This is a genomic window from Rhodanobacter aciditrophus (assembly GCF_042679525.1).
Lineage (GTDB): Bacteria > Pseudomonadota > Gammaproteobacteria > Pseudomonadales > Marinomonadaceae > Marinomonas > Marinomonas aciditrophus.
The window spans coordinates 407084-428410 of sequence record NZ_JBHTMN010000003.1 but is presented as its reverse complement, the minus strand read 5'-3'; the positions used below and the strand labels follow the sequence as shown (position 1 = coordinate 428410).

The following is a 21327-nucleotide window of genomic DNA, read 5'->3' as shown; positions in this document are numbered from 1 at the left end:
CTCTCTACAAGCGGGCAATATCATTAAATAAAGCGATGACCATCATCGCAAACAAAAGCGATGCACCGATTCGGTAGGCCATACCTTGAATACGTTCGGAAACCGGCTTACGACGCACAGCTTCCACACCAAAAAACAGCAAATGCCCACCATCCAGCATAGGGATGGGAAGTAGATTAAGAACACCAAGACTAACACTAAGGTACGCCAGAAACTTCAAAAAAGACTGGAGGCCAGAATCCGCTGAAGCACTCGCGACTTTCGCAATGGTAATGGGACCAGAAAGGTTATCCAGAGAAATCAATCCCTGTAACATTTTCCAAATTGAGCCAACCGTCAAGGATGTCATGGTCCAAGTTTGAGACACGCCATACTGAATAGCCCCAAAAAAACCAAACTCTCTGACACGCAAATCAGAAGGCGACAACACTGGCGGCTCTACCGCAATCCCTGCAAACCCCGATGTCACACCACCCACCTCTCGAGACTTGGGCACCAGAGCAAGATTGACCTCTTGCCCTGCACGCTCCACCGTCACATCAAGGAGGGCATTAGGGCTCTTTTGCACCCATACTACAAGCTCCTGCCAAGTATTAACCACAACACCATTAACACTTTTGACACGATCCCCAGGAAGCATACCAGCCTGAGCAGCCGCACCCGACTCAACCACACTGGCAATTACCGGAGCCACATCAGGACGCCATGGTGTTGCACCAAACTCAGCAATCAAACTACTAGGTTCGCTCCCAGCCAACCAACGATTTAAGTTAAAGGAGCCCTCTTGCTGCACATTTGTATCATCGGACTGATAACGAACACTAAAGACACCCGTTTGACCGATCAAGTCCGCTAACACTAAATTTACATCTTCCCATGACTGTGTTGGCACTCCGTTCAATTGTGTTAGCTCATCCCCTGACTGGATACGGGTCTGAGATAAAGGCGATCCAGGAGTAACCTGCGCCACTTTCGGCGCCAGCGCCTGAAGACCTAACCCTGCCACTACCGCATAAATAGCAATGGCCAAGATAAAATTAGCCAAAGGCCCTGCGGCGACGATCGCAATCCTCTGCCAGACATTCTTGTAATTGAACGCTTGGGATTTAAGAGCATCTGGAACATCCGCTTCCCTACCATCCAACATGCGAACATAACCACCCAACGGGATCATCGCCAGAGTAAACTCAGTTCCAGTCTTACCCTTATAGGTATAAATTGGCTTACCAAACCCGACGGAAAAACGAAGAACTTTAACGCCACATAAGCGCGCAACAAAATAATGACCAAACTCATGGAAGGTAATCAGAACCCCTAATGCCACAATAAAGGCCAAAACGTTTTGGATCATACCGAGAAACTCTCCGAAGCAATCAATTGAGCAGCCAGTGCTCGAGCCCTTTGGTCCGCTTCAATCACTGTGGACAGATCATTGACAGCATGAAACTCAGAGCGTTCAAGAACTTCTTCGTTTATTCGAGCAATATCAAGAAAACCAATAGTTTTGTTCAAAAATGAAGCAACAGCTACTTCATTTGCAGCATTTAACACCGCCATAGCCGTACCTCCAGCATACCAAGCTTCAGAAGCCAATCGGAGATTCGGAAAACGCTCCAAATCAGGCGCCTCAAAGTTAAGCTGAGCCACAGCAAACATGTCCAAAGGTGGCACCCCTGTATCAATGCGTTCTGGCCAAGTCATACCATAAGCAATAGGGATTTTCATATCCGGATTACCCATCTGTGCTAACACTGAGCCATCTTTGTAAGACACCATGGAATGAATAATGCTTTCAGGATGAACAACCACCTGAACATCCGCAGGAGTGACATCAAACAACCAACAGGCCTCTATCAGCTCAAGACCTTTGTTCATCAAACTGGCAGAGTCCACAGAAATCTTTTGCCCCATAGACCAATTAGGGTGCGCACAGGCCTGCTCAGGGGTGACAGACTTCATATCTGCATAACTAAATGTTCGAAATGGACCACCCGATGCCGTCAATAGAATCTTATCAAGATCACGCTTCACCGCCCCATGCTGGGTTTGAGGCAAAGCTTGATAAATAGCATTATGCTCACTGTCGATGGGCATCAAAATAGCATTATGGCGCTTCACTTCTTCCATAAATAAGTGGCCAGCTGTTACCAGACTTTCTTTATTGGCCAGCAGTACTCGCTTACCAGAGCGTATCGCGGCTAATGTCGGACTTAAGCCAGCAAACCCCATAATACTTGCCATCACTTGATCACAATCCGAGGCGCTAGCAATGCTTTCCATTGCTTCCACACCCCAATCGAATTGGATCTCAAGGTCAGCACATTGAGCCGCCAGTGCGTCTCTGGCTTGCTCTGTTCCCATCACTGCTCTTACAGGCTGAAACTCACGGCAAATCTCTACCATTCTATCAACACTGGTATTGGCTGCGACGCTGAGCAACTTAAAGCGATCAGGATGCTTTTTAATGACATCTAGGGTGCTTGTACCAATAGACCCGGTGGCACCGAGCAAACAAATATTCTGCATTATATCCAGCCAACCGTACTTAACATCAGAACAAATAGCGGCGCAGCGGAGGTCAAGCTATCTACTCTATCCATAACGCCCCCATGACCTGGAATCAATCGACTGGAGTCTTTTAAGGACTCATGACGTTTAAATAAACTCTCAGTCAAATCCCCTAGCACGGATGTCATAACAGTCACTAAAGCGATAATGGCAAGTAACAACCAACTACCAACTACAAAACCACTCTGCCAAGCAAAAATAGCCACTCCGATTTGAGTTAAGATCAGGCCACCATAAACCCCTTCCCAGGATTTGCCTGGCGACACGCTTGGTGCCAGTTTTTTCTTACCAAAAGCTCGACCAGAGAAATAAGCGCCTGAGTCCGCTCCCCAAATTAACCCCATGAGCAGCAACATCCAGGAAATAAACTGTTCCGAGTCTCGCAAGACAACCATAGCAGACCAAGTTGTCAGCAATACCAGCACACCAAAAGCAATACGAGTCGCGCTAGACTGCCAACCTTTTTGCTGCGGATAGTTAATCACCCAGTAGAGCGCCAAAACCCACAATACAGGGGTTATTACCAATATTTCAGAATACACATCGTACAAAGCTATGGCGTAACAGAGCCCGCCAATCAGGCCTGCAAAGGCAATACGACCCATTTGCAGACTAATACCTGCCAAACGCGCCCATTCCCAGCCAGCCACTAGGACAACCGCCGTCATAGCTATCTGAAACCCACTAGGCTCCAACACAAAGACGGCATACACAAACAAAAAAGCCATCACGATGGCACTTAAAACTCTAGGGATCAGCATAGAAACTATCGTCCGCCATATCGACGCTGGCGATGTCCGTATATCGCTAACGCTTCGTTGAAATGTTCGCCATCAAAATCAGGCCAAAGCACTGGAAGAAAGATGAACTCTGCATAAGCCAGCTGCCACAGCAGAAAATTACTGACACGCTCCTCCCCAGAGGTACGTATAACTAAATCCAGCTCAGGAAGCCCTGCTAGACAGGTATATTCCCCTAGGGACTCTTCCGTGATGTCTTCTAAGGACAACTCACCCTTTACAGCCTTTGTCGCAACCCTCTTTGCCGCTTGAGCAATGTCCCAACGGCCACCATAATTCGCAGCAACAGCCAAAACCATGCCATCATTATGTTCAGTCTGCTTCTCCACCAGAGCAATTTGCGCCTGCAAGGAGTCACTAAAGGCGGTTTTGTCACCAATGACCACCAACCTGATCGAGTGTTCTGCTAACCTTTTGGATTCTTTTTTCAAAGAACGCATAAAAAGATTCATTAAGCCATCGACTTCAACTTGCGGGCGACGCCAATTCTCACTCGAAAACGCAAACAGAGTTAACACCTTCACGCCACTTCGGGCAGCAGCTTCGACCGTTTTGCGCACAGCACTGGCACCAGCGGTGTGACCTGCAATGCTTGGGAGGTGTTTTTTCTTTGCCCAGCGGTTATTCCCATCCATAATGATGGCAACGTGAGCAGGAATAGATTGATCCTCTCGGATCAATTCATTAATAGACATAGAGCTACCTAGCCATACAAATAAGGCAGGCCTAACGGCCTGCCCTACTCATTTAGATTTCCATCAAGTCTTTTTCTTTCGCAGAAAGACGCTCTTCGATCATCGCAACGTACTTGTCTGTTACTTTTTGCACTTGATCCTGACCACGACGTTCGTCGTCTTCAGAAATCTCTTTCTCTTTCACTAGCTCTTTAAGGGTACCATTCGCATCACGACGAATGTTACGGATGGCGATACGGCCATTTTCCGCTTCGGATTTAGCTTGCTTAAAATAGTTACCGCGTGTTTCTTCGGTCAAAGCAGGCAGCGGGATACGGATTAGGTTACCCGTCGTAGATGGGTTCAATCCCAAGTCTGATTTCATGATAGCCTTTTCAATTTCTGGCACCATGTTGCCTTCCCACGGAGACACACCCAAAGTACGCGCATCTTCTACCGTAATGTTTGCGACTTGGTTTAAAGGTGTTTCGCTACCGTAGTAGTTTACCTTAATCGGGTCTAGCAAACTTGGATGAGCACGGCCGGTACGGATTTTATTAAATGCCACCTCAACGGAAGCAACCGCTTTACCCATGCGCTCTTCAGCATCTTTCAAAATATCGTTGATCATTAGTTCCTCACTTAATAACGGTGCCTTCGTCACCACCCGTCATAATGTTAATCAGAGCGCCAGGTTTGTTCATGTTAAACACACGAACTGGCATTTGGTGATCACGAGTCAAACAAATTGCAGTTAAGTCCATGACGCCTAACTGTTTTTCCAAAACCTCGTCGAACGTCAATGTATCATATTTCACTGCTGTTGGGTCCTTCATTGGATCCGCAGAGTACACGCCGTCCACTTTTGTTGCTTTCAATACAACATCTGCATCAATCTCAATACCGCGTAAACATGCAGCAGAGTCTGTTGTAAAGAATGGATTACCTGTTCCGGCAGAGAAAATCACCACATCGCCGTCTTTCAAATGACGCATCGCACGTCGACGGTCGTATGGCTCTACAATCCCTGTCATAGTGATGGCAGACATAACACGAGTCGAAATGTTTGCTCGCTCTAGGGCATCTCGCATCGCTAGGGCATTCATAACCGTCGCCAACATACCCATGTGATCACCTGTAACACGATCCATGCCAGCTTCACTCAAAGCCTGGCCGCGGAATAAGTTACCACCACCGATCACTATGCCGACTTCTACACCGATACCGCGCAACTGACCAATCTCTAGGGCAATACGACTTAGTACTTTCGGATCGATACCAAACGTTTCATCACCCTGTAGCGCTTCACCACTTAATTTCAACAAGATGCGCTTGTACTTTGAATTCTTTTCTTTAGGCATACCAACCTCCGGCAATGGTGAGAAGTGTGCATTGAAGATAGCAAACACGCCCTTTCAATGCGATATTCATAAAAAGGGGCAGTCAAGCTGCCCCTTTATCTTACTCAAACCTTCAGCCGATTAGCCTTTAAGTTGAGCAGCAACCTCAGCAGCGAAGTCAGTTTCTTCAACTTCGATACCTTCACCCACTTCGATACGGATGAATGAAGTAACTGTTGCACCAGCATCTTTCGCTAGTTGAGCAACTTTAACTTCTGGGTTTTTAACGAAAGGCTGGTCGTTAAGGCTGTTTTCAGCCAAGAATTTCTTGATACGACCACCGATCATTTTGTCAACGATCTCAGCAGGCTTGCCAGCCATGTCTGGCTGCGCACGGATGATTTCTTCTTCTTTAGCAAGAACATCAGCAGGCATGTCTTCGCCACGAACAACGCGTGGGTTTACAGCAGTAACATGCATCGCGATGTCTTTTGCCAACTCGTCGCTACCGCCTTCAAGTTGAACAAGAGAAGCAATTTGACCATTGCTGTGTAGGTAACCAGCAACCAAACCACCTTCAACTAGAACAGCACGACGAGGTGTGATGTTTTCACCGATTTTCTGAACCAAAGCTTCGCGAGCTTCTAGCATTTCGCCAGAGATCACTTTAGCCATGTCAGTTTCTTTAGTAGAAAATACTGCGTCAGCAACTTTGTTTGCGAACGCTAAGAAACCTTCGTCGCGTGCAGCGAAGTCAGTTTCAGAGTTGATTTCAACCAATACGCCGTAAGAGTTATCATCAGAAACTTTCATGATGATAGTACCTTCGGCAGCAGTACGACCAGCTTTCTTAGCTGCTTTCATACCGCTTGATTTACGTAGCTCTTCAATCGCTACTTCAATGTCGCCACCAGCGGCAGTTAGAGCTTTCTTACACTCCATCATGCCCAAGCCAGTGCGATCACGTAGTTCTTTTACCATTGCTGCAGATACTGCGGCCATGTGAATTCCCCTATGTACGATAACAAAATTTAAATAAAGGAGAGAGAACACCTCTCTCCTTTAATAAACAGACCCGTTAGAGCCGTAAATTACGCTTCAGTGGCGTCGTTTACTTCAACAAACTCATCAGCGTTACCAGCTACTGCAGCGCGACCTTCTAGGGCAGCATCAGCAAAAGCAGAAACGTACAACTGAACCGCGCGGATCGCGTCGTCGTTTGCAGGGATAACGTAATCGATACCATCTGGATCACTGTTTGTATCAACGATACCGATAACAGGGATACCAAGCTTGTTAGCTTCTTTAATAGCGATACGCTCGTGATCAACGTCTACAACAAACAATACGTCTGGAAGACCACCCATATCCTTGATACCGCCCAAAGAACGCTCTAGCTTTTCAAGCTCACGTGCACGCATCAAAGCTTCTTTCTTAGTTAGCTTTTCAAACGTACCGTCGTTTTGCTGAGCATCAAGCTCACGAAGACGCTTGATAGAAGCACGGATCGTTTTGTAGTTAGTCAACATACCACCTAACCAACGGTGGTTTACGAATGGCATACCAGCGCGAGCAGCTTGCTCAGCGATAGTTTTAGATGCCGCACGCTTAGTACCAACAAACAATACCTTGTTTTTGTTCTCAGCCATTTTTTTAACAAGCTCAAGCGCTTCGTTAAGAGCCGGAACAGTGTGCTCAAGGTTGATGATATGGATCTTGTTACGAGCACCAAAAATGAATGGCTTCATTTTTGGGTTCCAGTAACGAGTTTGGTGACCGAAGTGTGAACCTACTTGAAGTAGGTCGCGCATAGAAACTGTAGGCATTTTAATGTCCTTCAAATTTGGGTTAGGTTAACTTGCTAGCTCTAGCCCCTCAGCCTATTGAAATTTAAAGCAATTTCAGGCACCCCAGAGTGGCTATTTTTAATTAAGCAACAAGGTCGTTAGATTGTGTTAATTAAGCCCGTTACTCTCAAATGAGAACGAGCGGGCGTTTTATACCACATTTGCGCATTTTGCAAAAGCAGATATTCACTACCTAAGAGACCTATTGTTAAGATTTTTTCACTGCGTATGGCGAATAACATCCTCAAGTCATGTAGAATGGCGCCCATGTTTAAATTATCAAATTTTTAAGACCGTTTTATTATGAGCAACGAGATCCTAGAGAAAGTTAAAGAGCTAACCGCGAATGGCCGAGTAGAAGTACCCGCTTGGACGCCTCGCCCAGCAGCCACTCGCTTTTCAGATATCAGCGACATTGAAGGCATGCGCACTGCTGGTAAGCTGGCTGGCGAAGTACTAACCATGCTTGAAGAATACGTTGTACCTGGCGTCACAACCGACCAACTAGACATCATCGCCCACAATTACATTGTCTCGGTTCAGGGCGCTATTCCGGCACCTCTTAATTACCACGGCTTCCCTAAGTCCTGCTGCACCTCAGTGAATGATGTCATCTGTCATGGCATTCCAAACGACAAGCCTCTTAAAAAAGGTGACGCAGTAAACATCGACATCACCATCATCAAAGATGGTTACTATGGCGACACTAGCAAGATGTTTTTCGCTGGCCCTGCAGCCCCCCATGTTGAGCGCCTATGTAAAGTGACACAAGAGAGCCTTTACCTAGCCATTAAAATGGTTAAACCAGGCACCCGCCTTGGTGATATTGGCGCTGCCATTTCTGATTACGCCCACAAGCATCACTACTCTGTAGTAGAGGAATACTGCGGCCACGGGGTTGGCACAACCTTCCACGGAGAGCCACAGGTTGCCCATTACGGCAAGCCAGGCACTGGGGTAATTTTAGAAGAAGGCATGACCCTTACCATAGAGCCAATGATTAATGCTGGTAAAAAACAGGTTAAACACACTGGACCAGATAACTGGATTGCCAAAACGAAAGATGGCCGCATGTCAGCTCAGTACGAGCACACTCTTTTGGTCACGGCCGATGGCGTAGAAGTTCTAACACTTCGACCAGAAGAAACCATCTAATTCAGACTCAAGCTCAACCAAATTAAGAGGCCTTTGTATGGACTTTCCTGCTTTTCCAGATGCCCCTCCTTTGTTTAGCCCTGCCGAAAAATCGGAAATGGCATCCTCTACAACGGGTGCCAAACGAGTCAGAGAACTCATTGCCGAAAAGACGCAAGCCTATGATGATTTATTTCACGACCTGTACCCAATAGAAAAATTGGTCAAAGGTCTTTCTTCATTATACGACGAAGTGATGTGCGCCACCTGGAAGCGGGCTGGGCTTGACGAAGAACCAGACGTGGCCATGATCGCCGTTGGCGGCTATGGCCGTGGCGAGCTGCACCCAAAATCCGATATCGACTTACTTCTATTAATCCGCGACGGTGCAGAGCCTGCCGCAGACAAAATGGAAAACTTCATCACCTTTCTATGGGATCTAAAATTGGATGTTGGGCACGCCGTTCGCTCAATTACCCAATGTGCTGAGCTTGCCGCAGAAGACGTGACAGTTATCACCAATCTAATCGAGTCACGCACCCTATCCGGAGATCCGGAACTACTCGCTAATCTGAAACTCAAAATAGATGTAAGCCAGATGTGGGATGGCCACTCCTTCTATCGAGCTAAAATTGCCGAGCAAGAAGAGCGCCACGCAAAGTACCAAAACACCGCTTACAACCTAGAACCTAACATCAAAGAATGCCCTGGCGGTTTAAGGGACATGCAGGTTATCGACTGGGTAGCAAAACGCCACCTGCACACCCACCGCCTGAGCGCCTTAATCGACAAAGAATTTCTATCGGAAGACGAATACATACAGCTAAAAGGTGCCGTGGCATCCATTTGGCGTATTCGTTGGGCACTGCACATGACTGTAGGTCGCAAGGAAGATCGACTTCTATTCGATCATCAACGCACCCTTGCAAAGGTGTTTGGTTTTGATGAAGAAGACCTAAAACGCAATGTTGAGAAATTCATGCAAGGCTATTACCAAAGCGTAGCAGCCATTCAGCAACTGAACGATTTGCTGCTGCAGCACTTTGAAGAGTCTTTTTTATCTTCTGAGCAAGCACCAGATATTGAGATCATCAACCAGCGCTTCCAGATCACCAACGGTCAACTTGAGATCCGCTCTCCAGACGTATTCCAAGAAACCCCTTCCGCCATGCTTGAGCTCTATAAAATCATGGGGGAAAGAGAGAACATTAAAGGCATACGCGCCAACACCATGCGCGCCCTACGCGACAATCTGGATCTAGTTGATGAGGCTTACCGTAACACCCCTAAAAACACTAATTTATTCCTAGACATCATTGCCAGCCGCTATCGTATGACCAGCGTACTGCGCTCTATGAAACACATAGGTTTATTGGGGCGCTACTTACCTGAATTTGGTGCCATCATCGGCCAGATGCAACATGATTTATTCCACATCTACACTGTGGATGCGCACACCTTGCAGCTGGTAGAAAACTTGCGTCGCCTATGGCTTCCAGAAAGCCGCGCTAAGTTCCCCATTTCATCACAAACCATCCGACACGTTCCCAAAGTAGAGTTACTCTACATGGCAGGGCTGTACCACGATATTGCCAAAGGGCGTGGTGGGGATCACTCAGAGCTTGGATGCGTTGATGCCAGAGAATTTGGCGAACGCCACGGCTTAAGCAAACGTGATACAGACCTGATCGTCTGGTTAGTGCAACATCACTTACTGATGTCTGTTACCGCTCAGCGCAAAGACATTTCTGACCCAGAAGTGATTTGGGAATTTGCCAGCATAGTGAAAGACCAAGAACACCTAGATTATTTGTTCTTATTGACCGTTGCAGACATCAATGCCACTAACCCCACTATGTGGAATAGCTGGCGCGCTTCTCTAATGCGCCAACTTTATTTAGAAACCAAACGCGCCCTGCGTCGTGGCCTAGATTCGCCAATCGATGCGGAGATGCAAAGCGATGAACACAAACAACGCGCCCTCGAGATATTAATAGAGCGCAATGTGGACATGATCGAAGCCGAAGAGATCTGGAACAAGATCGAAGATGAATACTTCATCCGCTCCAGCGGGGATGAGATCGCCTGGAACACAGAAGCCATCTTAAAACATCGTCCAAGCCAAAAACCCTTGGTGGCTATCAGCTCCCTTGGGGGACGAAATTTCTCTGGTGCCAGCAAAGTATTTATTTACACGCCAATCACCAGCCATTTGTTTGCTGTCACCGCTGCGCTGTTTGAGCAGATGGGGCTCACTATCCTAGATGCCAAAATCAACACCACAACTGACAATCATAGTCTTGATACCTTTGTTGTGATGGAACACACGGACAATAATGATACCAACCTGTATTTAGACAAAGAGCGAATTGAACTCATCAAGGAAACCTTGATTGAGCAACTTGATTCCCCGTCTCTATACGAAAGCGTGATCAAGCGCTTTACACCGCGCCATCTGAAGATCTTTAACGCGCCATCAACGGTACATTTTGTCAGCCAACCAGAAGAAGTTTGGTCGGCATTAGAAATCACGGCTCCTGACCGCCCTGGGTTGCTCGCCCTTGTTGGTCAATTCTTTATGGAGCACAGCCTTATGCTTCACAAAGCTAAGATCGCCACATTAGGAGAGCGGGTAGAAGATACCTTCTATATTACTGAAGATAACGGTGACCTCATCACAGATCCCGTTCGTATGACGCACCTATGTCAAACCCTTAAAGAAAGTATTGACCGTTTTTCTCAAGCTACGGAACATTAACACATGAACCCCCTGATCAACTCCTTGCACCCTTACCCGTTTCAGAAACTTGCGGATTTGCTTCAAGACATCACACCAAATCCTGATCTACCATTGATCAAGCTAACCATTGGTGAACCTCAGCATGAAGCCCCTAAGATTGTTTTAGAAACCTTAAAGAATGCCCTAGACGGCGTCTCTAAATACCCGCTCACCAAGGGAGAAACCGCCCTACGTGAAGCCATCGCAAACTGGGCAATTAAACGTTTTAATCTACCTAACTTAAATGCCGACAGCCAGGTACTGCCCGTCACAGGCACACGGGAAGCGCTTTTTGCTATTACACAAACACTGGTGGGCGAAAAGAAAAACAGCCTAGTGGTAAGCCCAAACCCCTTCTATCAAATTTATGAAGGCGCTGGCCTACTTGCTGGAGCAGAACTGCACTATCTACCTTGCGATGACCAAAACCAATATCAGGTAGACTACCGTGCGGTCTCTGAAGATGTATGGGAGCGTTGTGAGCTACTGTTTGTCTGCTCTCCGAACAATCCAGCAGGCTCGATCACCACTTTAGAAGACTATAAATTTCTATTAGAAAAAGCCCAACTGCATAATTTTGTTATCGTTGCTGATGAATGCTATTCCGAAATTTATTTCAACGAAAAGCCACTAGGACTACTAGATGCCTGTGTTCAACTGGGCAACACTGAATTCAAAAACTGCTTAATTTTTCAATCCTTATCTAAGCGCTCTAACCTACCTGGTCTTCGTTCCGGTTTCGTAGCGGGTGACGCAGAGCTCCTCAAGAAGTTTTTGCTATACCGCACTTACCACGGCTGTGCTATGCCACTTCACCACCAAGAAGCCTCCATCACTGCCTGGAATGATGAAGAACATGTGGCATTAAACCGTGATATCTACCAGCGTAAATTTGATCAAGTTTTGGAGATTTTATCTCCAGTAATGTCGGTATCCAAACCAGAGGCAGGATTCTACCTATGGCCAAAACTCGACATTGACGACGAAACATTCTGTACCGCTTTGTACCAAGAAGAGTCTGTACTCGTCCTCCCTGGCAGTTACCTTGGTCGAGAAGTCGATCAACATAACCCGGGCAAAAATCATGTGCGCATGGCGCTCGTCGCAGAAGAATCCGAATGTGTCGAAGCCGCTCGCCGTATTGCGCGCTTTATTACCAAACATAAAACTCTTTAATCACCCCCTTTAGTAGGAGCACGAAAACAAATGAGCAACACGACATTTGCCATTGGCCTAGGCATCGGCACTCAAAACAAAGAAGGCACTTGGCTAGAAGTGTTCTACCCATCCCCAAGCGTTTCTCCAGAGAAAAGCGTGATCGATGCGGTAATGGAAAGCACCAATTATGAAGGCGGCAACGCAACCTTGATCCTAGATGAAAGCGATCTGAATCGTCTGCACCTAGCCCTTCTAAAAGTCGGCCACATTGAACTGGCTGAACGTGCGTCTCGCCTAAAAGCCTCTACTCAACCAGTTGTACTGTGTGTACTAGAAACAGACGAAGCACCAGCAAACCCTGCTGAAGTTTACTTGAAGCTTCAACTTATCTCCCATCGCCAGGTTCAACCACACCAAACCAAGCTTGACGGCATGTTTGGCCTATTGGTTAACACTGCATGGACCAGTGAAGGCCCAATCGATGTGCGTGAATTGGCAGATCGCCAACTAACGGCTCGCATGGAAGGCCGCACAATCGAAGTGTTCAGCGTAGACAAATTCCCTAAAATGACGAACTTTGTTGTCCCTGCAGGTGTTCGCATCGGCGATGCGGCACGCATTCGTCTTGGAGCGCACCTAGGTGAAGGCACGACAGTGATGCACGAAGGCTTTGTTAACTTCAATGCAGGTACCTTGGGGACTAGCATGGTCGAAGGCCGTATTTCTGCTGGGGTTGTTGTAGGTAACGGCTCTGACCTAGGTGGCGGTTGTTCTACTATGGGCACCCTATCTGGCGGTGGCAACATCGTTATCGCCGTTGGTGAAGAGTGTTTGATTGGTGCCAACGCAGGTATCGGCATCGGCCTTGGCGATCGCTGTACTGTGGAATCAGGTCTATACATCACTGCTGGCTCTAAAGTGGCAGTTCTAGACGAGAACAACGCAGTCGTTTCAACGGTTAAAGCACGTGAATTGTCCGGTCAGTCCGATCTATTGTTCCGCCGCAACTCGGAAACAGGTGCAATCGAGTGCAAGACCAACAAAACTGCAATTGCCTTGAACGAAGCCCTACACGCTCACAACTAATAATCTCCGCTCAACAAGAATACCAAGGCAATAAGCCTTGGTATTCTCTTATGTCCGAAAAGGTATCCCTGAATGACAACCATCTACGGCATCAAAAACTGCGACACCATGAAAAAGGCGTTTCGTTGGTTAGAAGAACAGAACATCAGCTACGTGTTCCATGATTACCGAAAAGACGGCTTAGACAAAGCTATGCTAGAAGGCTGGGTAGAGGCATTAGGTTGGGAGCAAGTAGTCAACAAACGTGGCACAACCTGGCGCCAGCTTGATAAAGACACTCAAGATGCCATGAATAATGAAACGGTAATTGACGTGCTACTGGATAAGCCCGCCATGATCAAACGACCGCTTTTAGACCATCAAGGCAAATTAACATTAGGCTTTAAAGCTGAACAGTATTCGGCTATTTTCGGGTAATAGCAGGCTAATATGCAGTATTATTGCTGCCTAGGCACGTAACGAGCCCCTTCTCTGAGCTCACGATCTGTTATCTGCACTGGGCGCACCGCCTGCTGACTATTAGAATGGCTATCACTGCGAATAACAGGGACATAGTAGGCTTCTTGAACCTCATGCTCAGAATCATTCAGGGACAGCCAGCCGCAACCGGATAACAAAAGAGTCGCCAACGCCAAGATACTGAATTTCATTACTTCACCTAACTTTTGCCAAATAAACAAAAGCTAAGGTAACCAAACACACAACAAAGGTAAAGAATGTCTCAATTAACTCCTACCCTAGAACTCGCCCTAGATCTTATATCTCGTCCCTCTGTGACGCCTGAAGACGCAGGTTGCCAAGACTTAATGATTGAGCGTTTAGAAAAACTGGGCTTTACCATTGAACCCATGCCGTTTGGTGAAGTAAAAAACTTTTACGCAAAGCGCGGTAATAGCGGTCCAAATCTATGCTTCGCTGGCCATACGGATGTGGTGCCTACAGGCCCTGAAAGTGAATGGAAAGTTCCTCCTTTCAAGCCAGAAATTATCGACGGCACTCTCTATGGACGTGGCGCTGCTGACATGAAAGGTAGCCTGGCAGCAATGATCACCGCTGTTGAAAACTTTGTCACAGAGCACCCAGACCACAACGGCCAGATCTCTTTCCTGATTACCAGTGATGAAGAAGGTCCATTCGTAGACGGTACAACCCGTGTGGTCGACGCCTTAATGGCTCGAGAAGAAAAAGTAGACTGGTGTATCGTGGGCGAGCCCTCCAGCACCAAGACCTTAGGTGACATCATCAAAAACGGCCGTCGCGGTTCCTTCAGTGGCGACCTAACCGTTTATGGCAAGCAAGGTCACGTGGCTTACCCTCATTTAGCCATCAACCCGATTCACCTAGCTGCTCCAGCCCTAGACGAGCTTGCCAAGACAGTGTGGGATCAAGGCAACGAATTCTTTCCACCCACAAGCTTCCAAGTGTCAAACATTCAATCCGGCACTGGGGCAACCAATGTAGTCCCTGGCAAGCTGTCTGCCCAATTCAATTTCCGCTTCTCGTCTGAATTAACCTTTGACGACTTAAAAGCAAAAGTCATTGAAATCTTAGACAAGCATGAACTGAACTATGACATTGAATGGACCTACAACGGCCTCCCCTTCTTAACCAAGCCAGGGGAACTCGTTGACGCCATCGTGGATGCGGTACAAACAACAGTAGACATCACGCCAGAGCTCTCCACATCAGGCGGCACCTCTGACGGGCGCTTTATCGCAAAAATGGGCACTCAAGTGGTCGAACTAGGCCCCATTAACGCAACCATTCATCAGATCAATGAATGTGTGGATGCAGAAAGCCTAAACCAGTTGTCTCTGATTTATCAGCGCATACTGACAAACTTAATGGCAAAATAAATCAGCGTGAATAAGCTACTAGCATTTCTACATGAGCTCGCCTTGAAGCTCGGCAAGAACCCAAAACTTGCCCTGATGAAACTCATCCAAGGGGGCTTATTGTTTGCTTTTGGCGTACTTATGATTTTTGTCGCAAACAATCTCTTGATAGAATCCCTGCAACAAGAAATCATCGCCTTGGTCGGCTTAATCTTAGCCGCCCTAGGCGTTCTATGGTCACTTGTGGGATACCTATCAATGAGCGTACTTCGCATTTACCACATGTTAAATAAAAAGGACTAACCCTCATGCAGCCAGACATAGAAATATACGTGCTGTCTTGCCCAACCGACGCCATCCTCCAATGGCTATCCGATAGGTTCGAAGCATCTGAGGTTCGCTCCAGTGGTGTCAATACCACCCTAACTCTGACCCATGATGGCACCTTGATTCCAGTAACCATCATTGAACAAGCAGCAGGCAAGCGCTTTACATCCATCTGGTTCGACTCAGAACATACCCCTTGGGCAACAGATGTAGAATGCGCAAAAGACGCCTACGCCGCTCTAGGGTGTGAAGTACGCTGTAATTATCAAGGATGGCAAGAAAGCGGGGAGGATGACCCTGACCAATGGTGGCGCATCAACACCCATGGCGAAGGCCCATACATCTGGCGCTAACACCAAACGATAGACACGAGAGAAGACACTATGCAAATCACATTGCTGAAAGGCAAACTACATATGGCAGCCGTTACCCAAGCAGAACTTTGGTACGATGGCTCATGTGCCATAGATAGCGACCTCGTAGCCCTAGCCGGCCTAAGAGAATTTGAAAAGATCGACATTTACAACGTCGACAATGGTGAGCGTTTTCATACTTACGTGATCTTGGCGGAAGCCGGATCTGGCACCATTTCCATGAATGGCGCAGCGGCTCGCAAAGTTCAAGTGGGCGATCGTGTGATCATCGCCGCCTACGGCCAAATGGACGAAGCAGAAGCCTCAACATTCACACCTAAGCTTGTTTACCTCAACAAAGACAATTCCGTTGAGCGCACCACCAATACAATTCCGGTGCAAAAAGACTAAACACTCTTTTCCAGACACAAAAAAGCCGCTTAACAAAGCGGCTTTTTAATATCCAACATAGCAGTCGTTATGATTTATTTAAGAGCCGCTAGTGCCGCATCATAATCAGGCTCATCTGCTGTTTCAGCCACTTGTTCAGTGTAAATCACCTCACCAGACTCATTAATCACAACAACAGAACGAGACAACAGACCGGTTAGCGGGCCTGTAGCAAAGCTCACACCAAACGCCGCACCAAAGTCAGAACGAAATGCTGAACCGGTTTCAACATTATCCAAACATTCAGCGCCACAAAAACGAGCAGCAGCAAATGGAAGGTCCTCAGAAACACACAATACCGAAGTGTTCTCTAGCTCTGACAAAGCTTGATTAAACTTGCGAACAGACATTGCACAAGTTGGTGTATCAACCGATGGAAAGATATTTAGTACTAGCTTCTTACCAGCGTAATCAGCCAATGAAACCGTTGATAGATCCGTTTTAACCAACTCAAATGCAGGTGCTTTAGAACCGACAGCAGGAAGCTCACCTACCGTTTCAAACGGATTACCTTTAAGCGTTACAGTAGCCATAATTACCTCTTAATTGACGTTAAATGTATTTAGTTACTTTTAACAATCGATACGTTTTCCGCCTGTTTTCCTTTCTCGCCTTCAGTCACATAAAAACGAACTTTCTGACCTTCGATAAGAAAACGACGACCACGGCCACGAATCGCACGGTAATGAACAAACACATCATCACCATTATCCATTGTTAAAAAGCCAAACCCTTTAGAAGAGTTAAACCACTTAACTGTACCAACTTCACGATCATCTTGCTCGTCTTCCGAGTCATCAGATTGTGATTTTGCAGAGGAAAGATCCTGAGAGAAAACGGTACCTAAGAATACTGCGACCAGTGTCACAGCAAAGTACACTAAGAAGTTTTGGGCGATGGCTTCGCCCACTAAAGGAGCGATAATGAGGGGCGCAACGAGCGCAAGTATAAGACTGACAATAAATGCACGTACTGAAAAAAACATTAGAGTTCCTTGATTATGTTAACAATATTTTTGTAATGAGTTCCTTTGGCAAAACAATATCCAGAGCAAACAACCACCCGGTACTGATCACCTTTTGTATCAACAAGCAAAATAGCTAATGGAACGAAAATACATACTAAAAGTACTTGAAAATAAAACATCAAGCGCCATTGATAAGCAGTATAATCCCAATCAATTAGAGCAAGATTCGCGCCATGAACCTATTAAGTTGATTCATAAGTAAACTAAAATAGCGCAGCGCAAGTACTTAGCACATTAGAAGACTACCATATAGCGACTATATATGAATACCTCAGAATTACTAAATAGAATCGATGAATTAGAGATGAAATCTCAGTTCCAAGAAGAAACCATTGACGATCTAAATCAAGCCTTAACACTTCAGCAAAAAGACCTGCTACTGTTAAAAGAGCAGCTAAAACTAATCGCAAAACAATTAGAAAGTAATCGCCAACAAAATAGCGGCATTAATGAAACGAATGAGCGCCCTCCACACTATTAAAAGGCGGCACTACCCCTCTTCTTTCTCCAGAGAACGCTTAACGTAAATATCAAAACGTCCCGACTTACCATCTAATCGGTAAGTTGGTTCTTGTCCATTAAGAAATGGGGCACCTTTGGGGCGTTTCACTACAACACGATAGCGCGCCAGCTCCCATGCCTTTGGCAACAAAGCATCTGCATCCTCATCCCCCCCCACCAGATCTCTAAAAAAGGCCATTTCCTTTTTAACTGCGGCAGAGGACTTGTCATTGTGTGGAAACATAGGGTCCAAATACACCACATCCGTCACTTCTTCATCGGGCAAGTCATAAATAGTCCCCGGAGCAAGCTCAATACGCTCCATGACCTCTGCCACCTCGAGCACCAAACGAGCACGTGCTAGGCCATTTTCCAACATAGCGCGCACAAAACCGACACGCTCATGCAGTGTCACATGACACCCTAAAGACGCCAATACAAAGCCATCTCTTCCGAGACCTGCGGTCCCATCATATACCTTGAGATCTCCCCGCTTATTTAATCCCACCGCTTTGGCGATATCCTGCCCTTTCCCCCCACCAAATTTGCGACGATGATCGAGAGCACCGGATGCCAACTCAACAGCAACGGGCTTTGGAGCGCCTTTACCTGTTTTTGCAATAGATAAAACACCGTCCTGCTCAATCAATAAATAATCAAACTCAGTGGCAAATTTTAGAGCGGATTTTAATTTGTAGTGAGGTAACTCTAAGGCGTTAGCAAGGGCGGCTGCATTAGGATCGTTATTAATGACAGCAACCGCAAGAGAATAAGAATTAGGCGTAGACATCGACACCAATCAATAGATTTCGAGGATTAGAAGCAGATAGGGATTCTGTCGCTTGATAAGCAGAGAGCGCTTCCTTAGCTTGGGAAGAAAGCCCTTCAACTTTAAAAAAACGTTCTGACTCTGCAGAAGAAGCAGATTCAAATTCTGCAACAGTACTTAGGGCCATAGCATTGGAGGACTGGCGTCCATCAGAGGCAGTGCTCGTTGAAAGCGCATGACGCGAGTTTGAGCCCGTTTGAGGAATAACTGGAAAATTTCCACCAATTCTCATATTACTGTCCCATGTAGACAAGCCAAAGTAGCGCAAAACCTAGCGCCAGTCGATAGATCATAAATGGTAAAAAGCCTATTTGATTTAACCATTTTAAAAACAGATAAATACAAAGATAAGCACTCACCGCAGATAATACAACACCGGCAACGATGGCAGTCCAATCCACAGGGATTTCAGACGTAAGCAATTCACACAACTTTAGAGTGCCCGCAGCCAAAATCAGCGGTATAGACAAAAGAAATGAAAATCTCGCTGCTGTGGAGCGACTAAACCCCATAAAACGCGCAGCGGTCATGGTAATCCCTGAACGAGACGTACCAGGTATCAATGCCAATGCTTGAGCAACACCAATAAAGAGTACGCTTTTAATGGAAAGGTCTTTCTGCTCCAAGCGTTCAGGAAAAAACCGGTCAGACACCCACAACAGAATACCAAAACCAATGGTCGTGTAGGCAATGACCTCTATGGAACGAAGATTCGATTCAATAAAGTTTTCAAAGGCCAATCCTATTAACACAGCCGGGAGCGTACCTAGAATGATCCACCACCCTAATCGGCTGTCTTCACTAGATTGCCCTTTCCCAAGAGATCCAAGCCATCCCCGTGAAACAGCTAAAATGTCCTTAGCAAAGTATGATACCACGGCGATCAAGGTGCCCACATGAACCGCCACATCAAAAGCCAACCCTTGATCTGGCCAACTAAAAATCTGAGCAGGCAAAATCAAATGTGCCGAGCTTGAGATTGGCAAAAACTCTGTGAGACCTTGAATTAATGCCAAAAAGACAATGTGATACCACAACATTGAATTAACGTTTCCCTATTCTTGCTGGCTGCTTTTCCCAGGTGATTTCATCACGGAGATAAACTGGTAACGCCATCTCTGCGCTTACACCTTCTCCACGGATACGCATAAGCTCTGCCAGTTGCGCAATACACGCGGCACGAGGCGCCACATCGATTAAGATTTCAGTTGCTGGCTGAGCTAAAATGTCATTCAAGGCGTCTTGATATAACCAACCAGAGCCAACACCTTGATAAGCTCCTGCAAGGGGTTCAAGGCGATCTGGTGAGATAACCCTCTCAGGAATTACATTATCTGCTTTCCAGCAGTCTTCTTCCTTAGAGATTTCATATCCACCAAGATACATCTCTCCCATACGAGCATCTAATGCCGACAACCAACGTGGATGCCCCGTTGTCTGACAGGCTTCCAAAGCCATAGCTGCCAACGTGGAAACAGGCACAACAGGCAAGTCAGCTCCGTAAGCCAGACCTTGCACGACACCCGCACTGATACGCAATCCAGTAAAAGAACCTGGGCCACGACCAAAAGCAATGGCGTCTAGTTGAGATAGGCTAAGCCCCGCTTGGGAAAGAATTTGATCTACCATAGGTAGAATCAAGTCATTGTGTTGACGAGGCGCCATGCGGAAATCTTCCAACACAGCACCATTTTGAATCAACGCCACAGAACATGCTGGCGTTGATGTATCGAGGGCTAAAATTGCAGTCATTAAACGATTAGGCCTTAAGTGCTGCGATCAAACCTTGTTTGATTTCATTCAAATCGCCGACACCGTTCACTTTGACAAATTTAGGAGCGGTAGCGGGTTCGTTTTCTTGCCAAGTTTGGTAATAACCAATCAAGGGTGCCGTTTGCTCGTGGTAAATACCAAGACGCTTACGAACTGTCTCTTCTGTGTCATCTGGGCGCTGAATCAGATCTTCCCCAGTAACATCGTCTTTGCCTTCTGTTTTAGGTGGGTTGTATACCACATGGTAAGTACGGCCAGACGCTTCATGTACACGGCGGCCACTCATACGTTTAACAATCTCTTCATCGGCTACATCGATTTCTACCACGTAATCGATCGCAACACCTGCATCTTTCAGCGCATCAGCCTGTGGCAAAGTGCGAGGAAAGCCGTCAAACAAAGCACCATTTTCACAGTCTGCTTCTTTTAGACGTTCCTTCACCAGACCGATAATAATGTCATCAGACACTAATTGGCCTGCGTCCATTACAGCTTTCGCTTTTAAACCTAGCTCCGTGCCCGCTTTCACTGCTGCACGTAACATGTCGCCAGTTGAAATTTGCGGAATGCCAAATTCTTCAGTAATGAATTGGGCTTGAGTGCCTTTACCTGCGCCTGGCGCTCCTAACAAAATAACTCGCATAATGAATCTCCAAAAGTTTGCGTAAAAATCGGTAACACGAGCACTTCCTATTTTTATACGCGGTTAACTGCCGCAAACATGCGATAACCGTGTTTATGCTCGTAGGTCAAAAAAATAAGGCAGCCTAGAATACAGAAGGCAGCCTTAAATATGCAAACAATCTGACCTTAATTGGGGTTTTAAAGGTCGCTATATTACGTATT

Annotated in this window: 25 protein-coding genes and 1 pseudogene; 10 read left to right on the top strand and 16 right to left on the bottom strand. The window is 46.5% G+C overall.

What is annotated here, in order from left to right; all coding sequences use genetic code 11:
- Positions 1 to 4: 4 nt before the first annotated feature.
- The 8 genes from rseP to rpsB all read right to left on the bottom strand — a co-directional run bounded on the left by rseP (position 5) and on the right by rpsB (position 7208).
- The gene (rseP, locus tag ACFQ45_RS02670) at positions 5 to 1351 is read right to left on the bottom strand and encodes an RIP metalloprotease RseP (protein ID WP_377365045.1); all 1347 of its coding nucleotides are present in this window, start codon (positions 1349 to 1351) and stop codon (positions 5 to 7) included.
- A complete protein-coding gene (gene ispC, locus ACFQ45_RS02665) occupies positions 1348 to 2526 on the bottom strand; it encodes a 1-deoxy-D-xylulose-5-phosphate reductoisomerase (RefSeq protein ID WP_377365043.1) in 1179 nt (392 codons plus the stop codon). Before ispC ends, rseP begins: the two co-directional genes overlap by 4 nt.
- Positions 2526 to 3329, bottom strand: a complete 804-nt coding sequence (locus ACFQ45_RS02660; RefSeq protein ID WP_377365041.1) for a phosphatidate cytidylyltransferase — start codon at positions 3327 to 3329, stop codon at positions 2526 to 2528. Before ACFQ45_RS02660 ends, ispC begins: the two co-directional genes overlap by 1 nt.
- Before the next feature lie 5 nt (positions 3330 to 3334).
- A complete protein-coding gene (gene uppS / locus ACFQ45_RS02655; protein WP_377365039.1) occupies positions 3335 to 4063 on the bottom strand; it encodes a polyprenyl diphosphate synthase in 729 nt (242 codons plus the stop codon).
- 52 nt (positions 4064 to 4115) lie between these two features.
- On the bottom strand, positions 4116 to 4673 hold the full coding sequence (gene frr, locus ACFQ45_RS02650; protein ID WP_377365037.1) for a ribosome recycling factor: 558 nt from the start codon (positions 4671 to 4673) through the stop codon (positions 4116 to 4118).
- A gap of 7 nt (positions 4674 to 4680) precedes the next feature.
- A complete protein-coding gene (pyrH, locus tag ACFQ45_RS02645; RefSeq protein WP_377365035.1) occupies positions 4681 to 5403 on the bottom strand; it encodes a UMP kinase in 723 nt (240 codons plus the stop codon).
- 120 nt (positions 5404 to 5523) lie between these two features.
- Positions 5524 to 6384 (bottom strand): translation elongation factor Ts, encoded by an 861-nt coding sequence (gene tsf, locus ACFQ45_RS02640; RefSeq protein WP_377365033.1) that lies wholly within the window; start codon positions 6382 to 6384, stop codon positions 5524 to 5526.
- An 89-nt stretch (positions 6385 to 6473) separates the two neighbouring features.
- A complete protein-coding gene (rpsB, locus tag ACFQ45_RS02635) occupies positions 6474 to 7208 on the bottom strand; it encodes a 30S ribosomal protein S2 (RefSeq protein WP_377365031.1) in 735 nt (244 codons plus the stop codon).
- A 324-nt stretch (positions 7209 to 7532) separates the two neighbouring features.
- On the opposite strand from rpsB, the gene map reads away from it, so the two are divergent.
- The 5 genes from map to ACFQ45_RS02610 all read left to right on the top strand — a co-directional run bounded on the left by map (position 7533) and on the right by ACFQ45_RS02610 (position 13803).
- Complete coding sequence (gene map / locus ACFQ45_RS02630) at positions 7533 to 8384, top strand: type I methionyl aminopeptidase (RefSeq protein WP_377365029.1); 852 nt, start codon at positions 7533 to 7535, stop codon at positions 8382 to 8384.
- Between the two features lie 37 nt (positions 8385 to 8421).
- Complete coding sequence (gene glnD / locus ACFQ45_RS02625; RefSeq protein WP_377365027.1) at positions 8422 to 11121, top strand: [protein-PII] uridylyltransferase; 2700 nt, start codon at positions 8422 to 8424, stop codon at positions 11119 to 11121.
- A gap of 3 nt (positions 11122 to 11124) precedes the next feature.
- Positions 11125 to 12318, top strand: coding sequence for a succinyldiaminopimelate transaminase (gene dapC / locus ACFQ45_RS02620; RefSeq protein WP_377365025.1), 1194 nt, complete (start codon positions 11125 to 11127; stop codon positions 12316 to 12318).
- 30 nt (positions 12319 to 12348) lie between these two features.
- A complete protein-coding gene (dapD, locus tag ACFQ45_RS02615) occupies positions 12349 to 13386 on the top strand; it encodes a 2,3,4,5-tetrahydropyridine-2,6-dicarboxylate N-succinyltransferase (protein ID WP_377365023.1) in 1038 nt (345 codons plus the stop codon).
- 72 nt (positions 13387 to 13458) lie between these two features.
- A complete protein-coding gene (locus ACFQ45_RS02610; protein ID WP_377365021.1) occupies positions 13459 to 13803 on the top strand; it encodes an ArsC family reductase in 345 nt (114 codons plus the stop codon).
- Between the two features lie 20 nt (positions 13804 to 13823).
- Here the strand turns inward: ACFQ45_RS02610 and ACFQ45_RS02605 are convergent, their stop codons facing one another.
- Positions 13824 to 14036, bottom strand: coding sequence for a hypothetical protein (locus tag ACFQ45_RS02605; protein ID WP_377365019.1), 213 nt, complete (start codon positions 14034 to 14036; stop codon positions 13824 to 13826).
- 66 nt (positions 14037 to 14102) lie between these two features.
- On the opposite strand from ACFQ45_RS02605, the gene dapE reads away from it, so the two are divergent.
- Genes dapE through panD form a run of 4 tightly spaced genes read left to right on the top strand, consistent with a single transcriptional unit; the run spans position 14103 to position 16312 of the window.
- Positions 14103 to 15242, top strand: coding sequence for a succinyl-diaminopimelate desuccinylase (gene dapE, locus ACFQ45_RS02600; protein WP_377365017.1), 1140 nt, complete (start codon positions 14103 to 14105; stop codon positions 15240 to 15242).
- 6 nt (positions 15243 to 15248) lie between these two features.
- The gene (locus tag ACFQ45_RS02595; protein ID WP_377365015.1) at positions 15249 to 15524 is read left to right on the top strand and encodes a hypothetical protein; all 276 of its coding nucleotides are present in this window, start codon (positions 15249 to 15251) and stop codon (positions 15522 to 15524) included.
- A gap of 5 nt (positions 15525 to 15529) precedes the next feature.
- Positions 15530 to 15901 (top strand): hypothetical protein, encoded by a 372-nt coding sequence (locus ACFQ45_RS02590; RefSeq protein ID WP_377365013.1) that lies wholly within the window; start codon positions 15530 to 15532, stop codon positions 15899 to 15901.
- Positions 15902 to 15931: 30 nt separating this feature from the next.
- Entirely contained in the window at positions 15932 to 16312 is a 381-nt protein-coding gene (gene panD / locus ACFQ45_RS02585) for an aspartate 1-decarboxylase (RefSeq protein WP_377365011.1), read from the top strand.
- A gap of 74 nt (positions 16313 to 16386) precedes the next feature.
- On the opposite strand, the gene tpx is transcribed toward panD, so the two are convergent.
- Together tpx and ACFQ45_RS02575 are read right to left on the bottom strand one after the other, a co-directional pair.
- Positions 16387 to 16884, bottom strand: coding sequence for a thiol peroxidase (gene tpx, locus ACFQ45_RS02580; RefSeq protein ID WP_377365010.1), 498 nt, complete (start codon positions 16882 to 16884; stop codon positions 16387 to 16389).
- Positions 16885 to 16913: 29 nt separating this feature from the next.
- Positions 16914 to 17126 (bottom strand): annotated as a pseudogene (locus ACFQ45_RS02575) (cold-shock protein); the annotation flags it as partial.
- 514 nt (positions 17127 to 17640) lie between these two features.
- Here ACFQ45_RS02575 and ACFQ45_RS02570 point away from each other — a divergent pair.
- Positions 17641 to 17859, top strand: a complete 219-nt coding sequence (locus tag ACFQ45_RS02570) for a SlyX family protein (protein ID WP_377365008.1) — start codon at positions 17641 to 17643, stop codon at positions 17857 to 17859.
- 9 nt (positions 17860 to 17868) lie between these two features.
- Here ACFQ45_RS02570 and ACFQ45_RS02565 read toward each other — a convergent pair whose 3' ends face one another.
- Genes ACFQ45_RS02565 through adk form a run of 5 tightly spaced genes read right to left on the bottom strand, consistent with a single transcriptional unit; the run spans position 17869 to position 21124 of the window.
- Entirely contained in the window at positions 17869 to 18669 is an 801-nt protein-coding gene (locus ACFQ45_RS02565; protein WP_377365006.1) for a class I SAM-dependent methyltransferase, read from the bottom strand.
- Positions 18656 to 18940: a hypothetical protein gene (locus ACFQ45_RS02560; RefSeq protein WP_377365004.1), complete on the bottom strand. Its 285-nt coding sequence runs from the start codon at positions 18938 to 18940 to the stop codon at positions 18656 to 18658. Before ACFQ45_RS02560 ends, ACFQ45_RS02565 begins: the two co-directional genes overlap by 14 nt.
- Before the next feature lies 1 nt (position 18941).
- Positions 18942 to 19748 carry an undecaprenyl-diphosphate phosphatase gene (locus ACFQ45_RS02555; RefSeq protein ID WP_377365002.1) on the bottom strand — a complete coding sequence of 269 codons (807 nt, stop codon included), beginning with the start codon at positions 19746 to 19748 and terminating at the stop codon, positions 18942 to 18944.
- A gap of 4 nt (positions 19749 to 19752) precedes the next feature.
- On the bottom strand, positions 19753 to 20460 hold the full coding sequence (gene tsaB / locus ACFQ45_RS02550) for a tRNA (adenosine(37)-N6)-threonylcarbamoyltransferase complex dimerization subunit type 1 TsaB (RefSeq protein ID WP_377365000.1): 708 nt from the start codon (positions 20458 to 20460) through the stop codon (positions 19753 to 19755).
- Positions 20461 to 20467: 7 nt separating this feature from the next.
- Entirely contained in the window at positions 20468 to 21124 is a 657-nt protein-coding gene (gene adk, locus ACFQ45_RS02545; RefSeq protein ID WP_377364998.1) for an adenylate kinase, read from the bottom strand.
- Between the last annotated feature and the right edge of the window lie 203 nt (positions 21125 to 21327).